Source organism: Stenotrophomonas sp. STEN031, assembly GCF_056759975.1.
Genome location: NZ_JBRREA010000045.1, coordinates 22,242 through 34,225, shown reverse-complemented (window position 1 = coordinate 34,225; position 11,984 = coordinate 22,242). Strand labels below are relative to the sequence as shown.

Sequence of the window (11,984 nt, the reverse complement as noted above, 5' to 3'; positions counted from 1 at the left end):
GCGCAGGGGAGGGTTGGGGAGGGGTGCCTTGGTTTTTGATCTTTGCTTCGGCTTTGGCGAATTCCGAATTCCGAATTCCGAATCCCGCCCAAAAGAAAAGACCCGATCTTTCGATCGGGTCTTTGGTGTCTGGCAGCCCCGGAAGGATTCGAACCTCCGAATGTCTGAGTCAGAGTCAGATGCCTTACCGCTTGGCGACGGGGCTATGGTGCGTGTTGATTATCGCACACTTGGCCTGCTGGTTGGCCTGGGTGGGATGGTCTTGTATAGGAAAAAAGCCTGATCTTTCGATCAGGCCTTTTGTGTTTGGCAGCCCCGGAAGGATTCGAACCTCCGAATGTCTGAGTCAGAGTCAGATGCCTTACCGCTTGGCGACGGGGCTGTAGTGCAGGTAAAACCTGCGTCCCTTGGTGGCTATGGGTGGACTCGAACCACCGACCCCAGCATTATGAGTGCTGTGCTCTAACCGGCTGAGCTACATAGCCTTGGGAGCCGGTAATTCTGGTGGTGCCGCGGCATTATGTCAACAGGTTTTTTTGCGCTTGTGGCCTGCGCAAGGCCATGGCAGAGTCCCCGGCAGTAGAAATTTTAGGAGTCCGCATCGTGATCGATCCGGACGGCTATCGACCGAATGTCGGCATTGTGCTGATGCGGGAAGACGGGCAGGTGTTCTGGGCACGACGTGTGCGCCGGGACGGCTGGCAGTTTCCGCAGGGTGGCATGAATACCGACGAGACCCCGGTCGAGGCCATGTATCGCGAATTGCAGGAAGAAACCGGCCTGCTGCCTGAGCACGTCGAAGTCCTGGGGGCGACCCCTGGTTGGCTTCGCTATCGGCTGCCCACGCGCGCCATACGCCACACCGAGAAGCAGGTCTGCATCGGCCAGAAGCAGGTCTGGTTCCTGTTGCGTCTGACCGGCGACGAGGCGCATGTGCGCTTGGATGAGACCGATACGCCGGAATTCGACCACTGGCGTTGGGTCGATTTCTGGTATCCGGTGGAGCATGTCGTTGTCTTCAAGCGTGGCGTCTATGCGCGCGCGCTGCGGCACCTGGCGCCATTGGCGCGGGGCATCGCGGGGCAGGGCGTGCAGGCGATGCCGGCGTCGGCACAGGAGGCCTGGATGCCGGGCAGCAATGCCGGGCATGAACGGCCCCGCAAACGGCCGCGGCGCCAGGGAGCTTGGCGTGGCAAGAAGATTAATAATGATTAACGCCAGAAATTGACAACCATTCGCATTTGCGATTGAATGCTGACACGGCCGATACGTGCCGGGTTCAGGGGCGTCAAGCCGTGTACGTTTGCATCTGCACTGGAGTTACCGATCACCAGATCCGTGAAGCCGCGCTTGCCGGCTGCGAAACGGTGTCCGAACTGACCATGCGTACCGGTTGTGGTTCCAACTGCGGTTCCTGTCTGGACATGGCCGCTGGCCTGCTGGAGCAGGCCCGCGCTACCCGCGAGCTGCCCCTGCCGCTGCTACGGGCTGCCTGAGCAGGCCCAGTCACCGCCTCGTCCTGGCGGTGGCTAATGATCACGATTCGCGTTCCTTCATCATCTGCCGGCAACCGGTAAAGTGCGCTCGTTCCTCTAGTCGGAGTCAGCGCCATGAAAGGCGACGCCAAGGTCATCGAATTTCTCAACAAGGTCCTCTACAACGAGTTGACCGCCATCAACCAGTACTTCCTGCACGCCAAGATGCTGAAGAACTGGGGCTTGAACGAGCTGGCCGAGCACGAATACAAGGAATCGATCGACGAGATGAAGCACGCCGACGTGCTTTCCGATCGCATCCTGTTCCTCGAAGGGCTGCCCAACTTCCAGGCGTTGGGCAAGCTGCGCATCGGTGAGAATCCCACCGAAATCCTCAAGTGCGATCTGGCGCTGGAAAACGAGGCGGCGGCGGTGCTGCGCGATGCGGTTGCCTATGCCGAATCGATCAGCGATTACGTCAGCCGCGAGCTGTTCGTGAAGATCCTCGATTCCGAGGAAGAGCATATCGATTGGCTGGAAACCCAGCTTGATCTGATCGCGCGCATCGGCGAGCCCAACTACCTGCTGACCAAGCTGGAAGACTGATCCGGCGACCGCCGGATCAGTGTGATGCCGGCGCCTGCCCGCGCTGACCGGCCTGGTAGTCGGTCAGCGCCTGGCGCGCGCGTCCAAACTCGGCCACGATCAGGGCCACCATCACCGTTGGCCGTTCCAGCGTTCCGGCGCGCGCGCCATGCTCGAGCCGGCGCGCCGCTTCGGACAGGGCCAGTACGCCGACGTTGGCGCTTGAGGACTTCAGGCTGTGCGCGAGCTGCGCAAGTCGTTGCAGGTCGGTCATCACCGCTGCTTCCTGCAGATGCCGCACCAGTTGCGGGGTTTCTTCCAGGAACACATCGATGATGGCGTTGATTTCCTCGCCGGCGATCTCGAACAGTTCGTCCAGCACGCTGCGCTCCAGCACCGAGGCGGTGATGCCGTCGGTATGGGCGGTGGAGGCGGCGGCCAGTGCGTTGGCGGAGAGGTCGGCGATGGGCATGCTGATAACCGGTTCGTTGGTTGCGATGGAAGCGGGCTTGAAGGCCTGCAGGCAGGTCAGGAGTTGCGCGCGCGAGATCGGCTTGGACAGGTATTCGTCCATGCCGCTGTCGAGGCAGCGTTGGCGGTCGCCGGCCATGGCGTTGGCGGTGATGGCGATGATCGGCAAACGGGTTGTGGCCGCGCTGCTGGCTTCGTGCTCGCGCCAGCGGCCGGTAGCGGCAAAGCCATCCAGTACCGGCATCTGGCAATCCATCAATACCGCGTCGTAGCGTTTGGCGTGCATCTTGTCGAGGGCGATGGCGCCGTTTTCAGCGGTGTCCACGTCGCAGCCCACTATCTTGAGCAGCTTCTGCGCGACCATCAGGTTGACCGAGTTGTCTTCGACCAGCAGTACCTGCATGCCCTTCAGCTCGGCGGTAGCTGGTGCCGGGCTGCTGGCCGCGGCTGCCTTGGCCGCGGTGGTTGGCATCGATGGGTTCGGTGTTGCGGCCAAGGATGCGGCGGCGGTCCTGCCGATCGGCACGCCGGTTGCGGCGGACATCTGGGCGGGCGCGGCCGGGCTGGCAATGTCGCTTTCCTTCCACAGCAACAACGCCGGGTTTGGGCTCGGCGCCAGCTGCAGCGGTTCGGCCAGGGCGTTGCGCAGCTGGGTATCGGGCAGTTGCCGTGGCAGCAGGGTGGCGCCATCGCGCAGCGCATCGGCTATTGGCGCATCGCCGTACAGCCACAGCAGGCGCGGGCGGTTGTCATCCATCCGCTCCAGTGCGCGTTGCAGTGCCGGCGCGCTGTTGCGCAGTGGTTCCAGATCGCCGATCACCGCATGGAAGTTGCCTGAGACGGTGGGCTTGCGCAGCCGTTCCAGTGCTTCCTGCAGGTTGTTGGCAACCACCGGCTGATAGCCCCAGTTCGGCAGCACCAGCTGCAGCCGCTGGCGCAGGCGTGGCTCCGGGGTGACCAGCAGTACCTGGCGGGCGTTGCGCAGGTGCTCGGGCCTGTGCAGGTCACCGATGACCTTCAGCAGTGGAATCTCGAACCAGAACGTGGCGCCGCGCAACGGCTCGGATTGCACGCCGATACTGCCCTGCATCAGGTCGATGATGCGTTTGCAGATGGCCAGGCCCAGGCCGGTGCCGCCATACAGGCGGGTGGTGGAGGCGTCGGCCTGGGTGAAGGCGTTGAACAGGCGTTGTGCCTGGCTGGCATCCAGGCCGATGCCGGTGTCACGCACCTCAAAACGCAGGCGATGCTGCGCGGCGGTTTCACCCAGGCGCTTGACGTGGATGCTGATCTCGCCGCGCTCGGTGAACTTGATCGCGTTGACCAGCAGGTTGCCCAGCACCTGGCGCAACCGCACCGGATCGCCGCGCACCGACAGGCGCACGGCAGGGTCGATATGCAGGGACAGGCGCAGGCCCTTGTGCTCGGCGGCGCGTTGCATCAAGCGCAACATCCCGTCCAGGGTCTCGCGCAGGTTGAAGGTGGTGATCTCCAGCTCCAGGCGGTTGGCTTCGAGCTTGGAGTAATCGAGGATGTCATCGACGATGCGGAACAGCTGCCGGGAACTCTCGGTCGCCGTATCCAGCATGTTGCGCTGTTCCAGATTGAGCGGCCCCTGTGCGACCAGCTCCAGCATCGGCAGGATGCCGTTCAACGGGGTGCGGATCTCATGGCTCATCGTGGCCAGGAATTCGCCCTTGGCCAGGGTGGCGGCTTCGGCGGCCTGCTTGGCTTCCAGCAGTGCCTGCTGCAGGGTGTTGTGGTCCTGCGCGGCGGCCTGCAGGCGCTTGTTCTCCAGCCGCGCCTCCTCAAGACGCAACTGCTGTGCGTGCGTGTGCTGCATCTGCCGCCCGGCGCTGAGGGCGGCCACCAGTGCGGCAACCGCGGCGACACCGGCGCAGGCGGCGACCGCGACGCCGGGCACGGCCGCGATGAAACCGGCCGCACAGGCCGCAGCGGCGCAGGCTGTCGCCAGCAGCGCCCAACCGCGCGTGGCGCCGGATGCAGCGGCGTTCACAGCACCGCGTTCTGGAAGTCGAAGTTGAGTTCGCTGCCGGCGCGCTGCACCACGTTGCCCTGGATGAAGTCGATGCCGCCCATCCACATGGCTGCAGCGGCCTGCGGGTCCTCGATCTGCTGGCCGATGATCTGCAGGTTGGCGCGATGGGCAAGATCGATCGCACCGCGCAGTTCGTCACGCAGTTTCTGGTTGGCGTGCGCGTCGGCGTAACGGGCGGCCATGCGGACGAAGCTCAGCGGCAATTGGGTGAGCAATGCATTGGCTTCGGCGCTGGGTTCGAACTGGCTCAGGCAGAACTGCACGCCCGCCGGCATCAGCTGCGCGCAGAACTGCTGCAAGGTCACTGCATGCACCAGTGCGTCGGACAGGCGCACGTCGATGACCAGGCCGTTGCCGGCAACCTGGCGCTCCTGCAAGGCATTGAGCAGCCATTCCGCATAGGCGCTGCGCGCTAGGCTGCGCATCGACTGCGAGAGGAACAGGCGCATCGGCGGTTGCGCGAACTGGTACAGGTGCAGCAACCCCAGGGCATGTTCGACGACCTGCTGGTCGAGGTCTGCGATGCGTCCGGCGGCTTCGGCAGCAGGAATCACCTGGCCGGCGGAGAGCAGGGTGCCGTTGCTCTGGCGCAGGCGCAGCAGCACCTGGTACTGGGCGGTATCGCCGCCGGCGACGGCGACGATGGGCTGGTAGGCCAGCTCAAGCTGGCCCTCGAGCAGGGCCAGATGTTCGTTGTTGACGGCGACATCGCTGCTTTCATAGGCGGCGACGCCGGCGCTGCTCAGGCGCGCCTGCAACGCAGTGCGTTCCACGGCTTCCAGTGCGGCATCGGCGTCGTTCAGGTCCTGCGACAGGTTGGCGTGGCCAACCACGCAGCGCAGGAACACCGACTCATCCTCGCGCGGCGCAAACGGCTGTGCGGACAGGCCATCGCGTACCTGCTGGGCCAGGGCGGGCACGGCTTCTTCTTCGATGCCGCGGGTCAGCAGCAGGAAGCTGTTGTCATTGAGACGCGCCAGCAGATGCGGGCGCAGGTTCTCGGCTAGGCGCTGCCCGGCCTGCACCATCAGGCGCTCGTAGCTGGCATAGCCATAGCGCTCGCGCAGGCCCAGCGCGCTGGCGATCTCGATGAACATCAGGCCGGCCGGTTGCTTCTCGGCGATGGCGGTCTGCAACTGCTGCATCACGTTGTGACGGGTGGGCAGGCCGGTCTCGGGATTGTTCATCAGGGGGCCGACATCGGTCTTGCCCAGCGCCTGCATGCGATTGCGGCGGATACGGTTGGCAACCGCGGCGACCAGGTGGCGCGGCCGGATCGGCTTGACCAGCACGTCATCGGCACCGCAGTCGAGCACTTCGAACTGGCGGTCGGGGTCGGCTTCACCGGTCAGGAACACGATCGGTAGCAACTGCTGATGCGGCTGCTGGCGGATCATCGCGGTCAGGCGCATGCCGTCGAGTCCCGGCATGTGCAGATCCATCAGGATCAGGTCGGGACGGTGTTCGCTGATGGCCTGCTGCACGCCTTCCACTTCCATCTGCACGAAGGCCTGCATGCCGGCGCCATGCAGCACGCTCTGCGCGAACAAGGCCTGCGAGCGGTTGTCTTCGACAATCAGCACCCGGTAGGGGGTGTCGTCGCCGACATCGCTGGCCATGGCCGCCACGCCGGCGTCGGGGCCGCTCTTGAGCTGCGCCTGTACCGCCTCGGCGGGCGGCGCGTTGCGCACGCTCCAGCGTTGCCAGTAATCGGCAGGTGGGGTTTCCGCGCGTAGCGGGCGGGCAGATGCGGTGAGGGTGTCGGTGCTGGCCATCGGTGAATTATGGTTCAGGGGGCGGGCGGCAGCGAGCGATCGCCGGGCGTTGACGTTGCCGATATTGGCGCGTCGGTACTGCTACCGGCAGTACCGAACAGGCGCTTGAGGCCGCGCCACAGCATGCGCCATACCAGCCATACCGTCAGTGCACCGATGACGCTGGCGCTGAGTACGAAGACAAGTGCCAGCCACGGATGGGCCAAGGCCAGGGCCAGGGCGCCGATCACCACGCTGTCTTCGGCAAACGAGGCCACCCAGTTGCTGGCGGGCTCGGGGGAGGTATTGAGCAGGGCACGGGTGCCGGCCTTCAGGCCGTGGCTGGTCAGCGCAATGCCAGCGCCTGCGGCCAACACCCCGGTGCTCAGTTCGCCATTGGGAGAAAGCGTGGCGGCGGCAAGGAAGGCGCCGGCCGGGACCCGCGCCAGCGTCTGCAGCAGGTCCCAGATCGAATCCACGCCCGGAATCTTGTCGGCAAAGAACTCGGCCACCGCCAGCGCCCCGGACGTGCCCAGCACCCACCAGGACTCGGTGGCCTGCAATGCGGGCGGCAGGTCCACCCAGCCCATCAGCCCGGCCATGCCAACGCCGAACACGGTCAGATAGACACGGATGCCGGCCAGCCAGGCCAGCAAGATGCCGATGACGAATACATGGGCTTCGGTCATGGGGAAGGTCCGGCCGGGTACTGTGAGCAGGATCGCAACTATCGAGCATGCCTGCGGTGAATGCCAGCTGCCGGCGCGCAAGCGCGGGTGCATGGCTGTCGTTTACACTGGACCGTCGTTTCAGACCGAGCACAGGTGTCACCCTCAGGGAGCACTGGAGCCTGCCATGACCCACCGACCTTCTTCCCGTTTCCAGATCACCCCGCGCGGTGGTGCGAGCACGCGCCCGGCTTGGGTGCCGATCGCCCTGCTGGCCGGCGCCTGGCTGCTGTCGCTGTTGCTGGTTGGCTGGCTGGCGGCGCGCTTTGCCTCGCCCGATGCCGGCGGACTGCGCGAGAAACTGCGCCAGAGCGAGGCCCTGGTGAGCCAGCAGCGCGGACAGCTCGACGAGCTACGCCAGCGCCAGGCCACGCTGGAGGCCTCGGACAGGATCAGTCGCGCCGCCAACAACGAGGTGCAGGCCTCGCTGGCCGAGCGCGATGAGGAAATTGCCGGTCTGCGTGCGGATGTCGCCTTCTATGAACGGCTGGTCGGCTCCACCAGCCAGCGCAAGGGTCTGAATGCCCATTCGGTGGAGTTCAGTCCCGAGGCGGCCGGCACCTGGCATTACAGCGTGGTGCTGACCCAGAACCTCAACCGGGGGGCGATCAGCCAGGGGCAGATGCGGTTCTCGGTCGAGGGCGTGAAGGACGGAAAGCTGACAACGGTCAGCTGGGATGACCTACATCAGCGAAAAGGCGTGCCGGGGCAGGATTATTCCTTCCGTTATTTCCAACAACTGGACGGTAGCGTGATGCTGCCCCGGGATTTCACACCGCAACGTGTGCGAGTCTCCCTGTCCGGATCCGGGGGGAGCTCCAACCAGACATTCGATTGGAAACTCGCCGGCAACGGCAGAGGGGAATAAACATGTTCAAAAGCAAGTCCAAGCACGACACCGACCTGTCCGTCGACGCGTTGATCGGTTCCCAGGTGGAAATCCGCGGCGACGTGGTGTTCAGCGGCAGCCTGTATGTGGAAGGCCGCATCCTGGGCAAGGTAATTGCCGAGGAAGGCTCCAAGGCGATGCTGACCCTGGCTGAACACGGTCGCATCGAGGGCGAGGTACGTGCCGCGGTGGTCGTGCTCAGTGGCAGCATGGAAGGCGACGTCCATGCCAGCGAGCGCATCGAGCTGACGCCAAGTGCCCGCGTCACCGGCAATGTGCATTACACCGTGGTGGAAATGAGCGCCGGGGCGCAGCTCAATGGCCGCCTGCTGCATACCGCGGCAATGGCCGCGCTGCCGGCACCGGATGCCAAAGTCGCCGAGAAGTCCAAGAAAGCTGAAGCCGCTGCGGCTTGAAACAGGGGCTTGCCGCCCCCATCCTGAGCACCATGAGCACCCTAGTTTCCCTGCCCGGCGTTCAGCCGGCGCCTGACTACCAGTCCCTGGACCGCCCGCTGAACTTCACCCCGGCGGCTGCTTCCAAGGTGCGTGAGCTGATCCAGGACGAGGGCAACGACGCACTCGCCCTGCGTGTCTACATCCAGGGCGGCGGTTGCTCCGGTTTCCAGTACGGTTTTGAATTCGATGAGAACCGTGCCGAAGATGATCTGGCGGTAATCACCGAAGGCGTCACCCTGCTGGTCGATCCGCTGAGCCTGCAGTACCTGATGGGCGCCGAGGTGGATTACAGCGAAAGCCTGACCGGTGCCCAGTTCGTGATCCGCAACCCCAACGCCCGCACCACCTGCGGCTGCGGTAGCAGCTTCTCGGTCTAAACCCTTCCAGGCCGCAGCTTGGCGGCTTGCAAGCCTGCTGCTTTGTCGTCAGGCTCTGGCGGATGCTGAAACCTGAATCCCGTTTTGCCGGGCACGCCTTTGTCGGGGCGCCCTTGGACCGTGCCGATGCCCTGCGGGGCGATGCCGATGCGCTGGCGGCCTTGTGGCCGACCGCCCAGGTGTTGGTGTTGGATGCCGATGGCACCGCGTTCGCAGATGATCAAGGGCAACCGGCGCTGTTCAATGGTGGCGACCTGGGCGGTGGCGCCGGCGCGGCGACTTTCCTGGGGCTGCTTGATGGCCGCGCCTGGTTTGTCGCGGAGGCGGCGACGCTGACCGTGCAGGCGCCGCAGCGCATGGACCTGCGGCAGGCAGCGGTGAACTGGCCGGCCGCGTTGGCCGACATCTTCTGCTATGCGCGCGGCATGTCGTACTGGCATTCGCGCAATCGATTCTGTGGTGTCTGCGGCGGGCCGGTGCGTTTCGGCCGCTTCGGCTTCATCGGTCATTGCGATCAATGCCGTACCGAGCACTACCCGCGGGTGGATCCGGCGGTGATTGTCGCGGTCGAGAACAATGGCCGGCTGTTGCTGGGGCGGCAGAGCAACTGGGTGGCGCGCCGTTACTCGGTACTGGCCGGTTTTGTCGAACCCGGTGAAACCTTCGAGCAGACCGTCGCCCGTGAAGTATTCGAAGAGGCGCGGGTACGGGTGATTCAGGCGCATTACCAGGGGACCCAGCCATGGCCGTTCCCGGGCGCCTTGATGGTGGGTTTCCGTGCCAGTGCGCACGACGACGTGCCGACAGTGGATGGTGAGCTGGAGGATGCGCGCTGGTTCAGCGTCGACGAGGTGGGCGCGGCCCTGCAGCGTGATACCGACGATGACGGGCGGGGCATCCTGCTGCCGCAGCGGTTGTCGATTGCCCGCACCCTGATCGAACAGTGGTACCAGAGCCAGCGCCAGTGAGTGCGCTCCGCCAGCGTCCGGACCGGGCCGGGCAAGCCCGGCAGGGCCTACAATCGCAGGCAGGAGGGATCGCATGTTCACAACCTTGGTAGCGGTAATCGCCGCACTGGTGCTGGGTCATCTGGCGCCCGCATTGATGGCCTCGCTGCGTGATTGGCGCTGGTTCGGGCGCTGGTTGGGCTGGCTGCGTGCGCAGCAGGGTGAATCGCCCGGACGCTACACCGTGTTGCTGGCGATCCTGCCCTGCGTGCTGTTGGTTGGCCTGATGCAATGGATCCTGGCCGAGCGCCTGTTCGGGCTGCCGTCGCTGGTGTTCGGCGTGGTGTTGTTGGCCCTGTGTTGGGGGCCGCGCGACCTGGACCGCGATGTCGAGGCGGTGATTGATGCCGAGGATGCCACCGCTGCAGGGCTGGCCGTGTCGAAACTGCAGTCGGCCGGTGGCAGCCTGCGCGAGGATGCGCCCGGCCTGGTCGAAGCGACCGTGGTCAATGCACTGCGGCGCTGGTTTGCGCCATTGTTCTGGTTCCTGCTGCTGGGGCCGCTGGGGGCGGTGCTGTATCGCCTGTTGGCGCAGTCCGCGCAGGGGCCGCAGAGTGTGCAGCTGTCCAGCGAGGAACGTCGTGCGGGGGATTGGCTGCTGGCGGTGCTGGAGTGGCCGGTCGCGCAGCTGATGACGCTGTCGATGGCGCTGGTTGGCAATTTCGATACGGTGTTTTCGGCCTGGCGCCGCGCTGCGGGCAACCGTTGGGCGCTGCAGCTGGGTTTCCTCGCCGAAGCCGCACGCGCCAGCGTGGGCGCCGAGTTGGTTGAAGAGGCCGAGGAAGCGCGGCTGGCCGGGCAGGTGCCGGTCGACGAGCGTTATCCGGAGTTGCGCGATGCGATGAGCCTGGTCTGGCGCACGCTGCTGCTGTGGATGGCGCTGCTGGCGCTGCTGGTGATTGCTGGCTGGGTGGGCTGAGCCAGCACGAATCGGGGGCGGCCGTCGCCCGGGTAAGCGCAACGCACCCGGGAAGCGGGAATCTGGTCGGGTTCAAGGCTGTTGGACGGAGCCCCGGGTGCGCTGCGCTTACCCGGGCTACGTGAATACCGTGCCTGCTTTCAGCCCGGTGCGAGCAGGTTGAACGGGTACCAGGGCAGGTTGCGCAGCAACCAATAGGAAACGATCAGTACCAGCCACGGGATCGGCCGTGCGAACAGCCGCACCAGCCAGCCCAGTTTTGCCGGCCATAGCCCGGCGCCATGCAGGGCCATCACCAGCACCGGCACGATCGACACGATCAACAGCGGGTTCATCGCCATCGCCTGCGGCAGATCCAAGTGGACCAAGGCGTGCAGGCAGCGGGTGCTGCCGCAGCCCGGGCACCACAGTCCGGTCAGCGCATAGAACGGGCAGGGAGGGAGCGGATTGCCAGGGACATTGGGGTCGACCCGGCTCAGTATCGCCACCGCGCCCACGCTGATGCCGGCAATCGCGGCCAGGGGCAAGTAACGCAGCAGATGTTGCGGGAACTGCATATCAGCAAACAGGCCGGCCGCTGGCGGCCGGCCCGTTGGGTTCATCAGTAGCTGGAAGCGCCGCTCATCGCGCCGCCAACACCGAGCACCATGACCAGCACGATGTACAGGATGGTGACGACGATGCCTGCGCCAGCGGCGTAGATCGCCCACTTCTTGGCCTTGTCGGCGGCATCACGGGCGCCGGCGATGTCACCGGCAGCCAGCAGGCCGTTGACCTTGGCAGCGTTGATGATCGACACGATGCCCAGCGGCAGGCAGCAGAACAGGGTGGACAGGATTGCCCAGACGAGGTTGTTGGATACGGCGGGACTGCTTGTATTCACGTAAAACTCCTTGTTGAAAAATCAGCGTGACTTGCAGGCATTCGCCGCAGTCAGCGACGAGATGATCATTGTGGCAACCCAGCATAGCGGCCACGTGATGAAACCGATGAAGACAAAACACAGCAGAAAGTTGACGAACGACAGCGCCCAGTAGCCGAACATGATGATCAGCCCGGTGGCGACGTTGCCCGCGTACAGATGACCAATACCGAAAACCTGGAAAAACCCCGGCAGCACTTCCAGCAACGCTGCTATCCCGCCGGATTTCTGCGGATGATAGTAGTGGTGTACCTGCTGCGGCGCGGAGGGCGGCGCAGGGGGTACAGCTGGCAGTGTTGGCGTAGCGTTGTCCATATATCCCCTTGCTCCTGAGCTGTGC

General features: G+C 64.9%; 14 protein-coding genes and 3 tRNA genes. 8 read left to right on the top strand and 9 right to left on the bottom strand.

What is annotated here, in order from left to right; all coding sequences use genetic code 11:
* Positions 1–130 precede the first annotated feature (130 nt).
* The 3 genes from ACVOLQ_RS17065 to ACVOLQ_RS17055 all read right to left on the bottom strand — a co-directional run bounded on the left by ACVOLQ_RS17065 (position 131) and on the right by ACVOLQ_RS17055 (position 485).
* Positions 131–205 (bottom strand) — tRNA-Gln (locus ACVOLQ_RS17065).
* 102 nt (positions 206–307) lie between these two features.
* Positions 308–382: transfer RNA gene (locus ACVOLQ_RS17060), tRNA-Gln, on the bottom strand.
* 26 nt (positions 383–408) lie between these two features.
* A tRNA-Met gene (locus ACVOLQ_RS17055) sits at positions 409–485 on the bottom strand.
* Positions 486–603: 118 nt separating this feature from the next.
* Between ACVOLQ_RS17055 and ACVOLQ_RS17050 the strand changes: the two genes are divergently transcribed.
* The 3 genes from ACVOLQ_RS17050 to bfr all read left to right on the top strand — a co-directional run bounded on the left by ACVOLQ_RS17050 (position 604) and on the right by bfr (position 2,081).
* Positions 604–1,215, top strand: coding sequence for an RNA pyrophosphohydrolase (locus tag ACVOLQ_RS17050; protein WP_313170865.1), 612 nt, complete (start codon positions 604–606; stop codon positions 1,213–1,215).
* Positions 1,216–1,295: 80 nt separating this feature from the next.
* On the top strand, positions 1,296–1,496 hold the full coding sequence (locus ACVOLQ_RS17045) for a (2Fe-2S)-binding protein (protein ID WP_313170863.1): 201 nt from the start codon (positions 1,296–1,298) through the stop codon (positions 1,494–1,496).
* 114 nt (positions 1,497–1,610) lie between these two features.
* A complete protein-coding gene (bfr, locus tag ACVOLQ_RS17040; RefSeq protein WP_313170861.1) occupies positions 1,611–2,081 on the top strand; it encodes a bacterioferritin in 471 nt (156 codons plus the stop codon).
* A gap of 16 nt (positions 2,082–2,097) precedes the next feature.
* Here the strand turns inward: bfr and ACVOLQ_RS17035 are convergent, their stop codons facing one another.
* Genes ACVOLQ_RS17035 through ACVOLQ_RS17025 form a run of 3 tightly spaced genes read right to left on the bottom strand, consistent with a single transcriptional unit; the run spans position 2,098 to position 7,033 of the window.
* Complete coding sequence (locus ACVOLQ_RS17035) at positions 2,098–4,509, bottom strand: ATP-binding protein (RefSeq protein WP_481528745.1); 2,412 nt, start codon at positions 4,507–4,509, stop codon at positions 2,098–2,100.
* Positions 4,510–4,544: 35 nt separating this feature from the next.
* A complete protein-coding gene (locus ACVOLQ_RS17030) occupies positions 4,545–6,383 on the bottom strand; it encodes an EAL domain-containing protein (protein WP_481528744.1) in 1,839 nt (612 codons plus the stop codon).
* Complete coding sequence (locus ACVOLQ_RS17025) at positions 6,380–7,033, bottom strand: DUF4126 domain-containing protein (RefSeq protein ID WP_313170858.1); 654 nt, start codon at positions 7,031–7,033, stop codon at positions 6,380–6,382. Before ACVOLQ_RS17025 ends, ACVOLQ_RS17030 begins: the two co-directional genes overlap by 4 nt.
* Positions 7,034–7,199: 166 nt before the next feature.
* Between ACVOLQ_RS17025 and ACVOLQ_RS17020 the strand changes: the two genes are divergently transcribed.
* The 5 genes from ACVOLQ_RS17020 to ampE all read left to right on the top strand — a co-directional run bounded on the left by ACVOLQ_RS17020 (position 7,200) and on the right by ampE (position 10,722).
* Positions 7,200–7,940, top strand: a complete 741-nt coding sequence (locus ACVOLQ_RS17020; RefSeq protein WP_313170856.1) for a DUF6776 family protein — start codon at positions 7,200–7,202, stop codon at positions 7,938–7,940.
* A gap of 2 nt (positions 7,941–7,942) precedes the next feature.
* Positions 7,943–8,377, top strand: coding sequence for a bactofilin family protein (locus ACVOLQ_RS17015; RefSeq protein ID WP_313170854.1), 435 nt, complete (start codon positions 7,943–7,945; stop codon positions 8,375–8,377).
* 32 nt (positions 8,378–8,409) lie between these two features.
* Positions 8,410–8,796 (top strand): iron-sulfur cluster insertion protein ErpA, encoded by a 387-nt coding sequence (gene erpA / locus ACVOLQ_RS17010; protein WP_313170852.1) that lies wholly within the window; start codon positions 8,410–8,412, stop codon positions 8,794–8,796.
* A 62-nt stretch (positions 8,797–8,858) separates the two neighbouring features.
* Positions 8,859–9,764, top strand: coding sequence for an NAD(+) diphosphatase (nudC, locus tag ACVOLQ_RS17005; protein WP_481528741.1), 906 nt, complete (start codon positions 8,859–8,861; stop codon positions 9,762–9,764).
* A 73-nt stretch (positions 9,765–9,837) separates the two neighbouring features.
* A complete protein-coding gene (gene ampE, locus ACVOLQ_RS17000; RefSeq protein ID WP_313170848.1) occupies positions 9,838–10,722 on the top strand; it encodes a regulatory signaling modulator protein AmpE in 885 nt (294 codons plus the stop codon).
* 140 nt (positions 10,723–10,862) lie between these two features.
* Here the strand turns inward: ampE and ACVOLQ_RS16995 are convergent, their stop codons facing one another.
* The 3 genes from ACVOLQ_RS16995 to ACVOLQ_RS16985 are packed head-to-tail and all read right to left on the bottom strand — an operon-like array spanning position 10,863 to position 11,959.
* Positions 10,863–11,279, bottom strand: a complete 417-nt coding sequence (locus ACVOLQ_RS16995) for a DUF2752 domain-containing protein (protein WP_313495161.1) — start codon at positions 11,277–11,279, stop codon at positions 10,863–10,865.
* Between the two features lie 44 nt (positions 11,280–11,323).
* The gene (locus ACVOLQ_RS16990) at positions 11,324–11,605 is read right to left on the bottom strand and encodes a CD225/dispanin family protein (protein WP_313170846.1); all 282 of its coding nucleotides are present in this window, start codon (positions 11,603–11,605) and stop codon (positions 11,324–11,326) included.
* A gap of 21 nt (positions 11,606–11,626) precedes the next feature.
* Positions 11,627–11,959 (bottom strand): hypothetical protein, encoded by a 333-nt coding sequence (locus tag ACVOLQ_RS16985; protein ID WP_313170844.1) that lies wholly within the window; start codon positions 11,957–11,959, stop codon positions 11,627–11,629.
* Between the last annotated feature and the right edge of the window lie 25 nt (positions 11,960–11,984).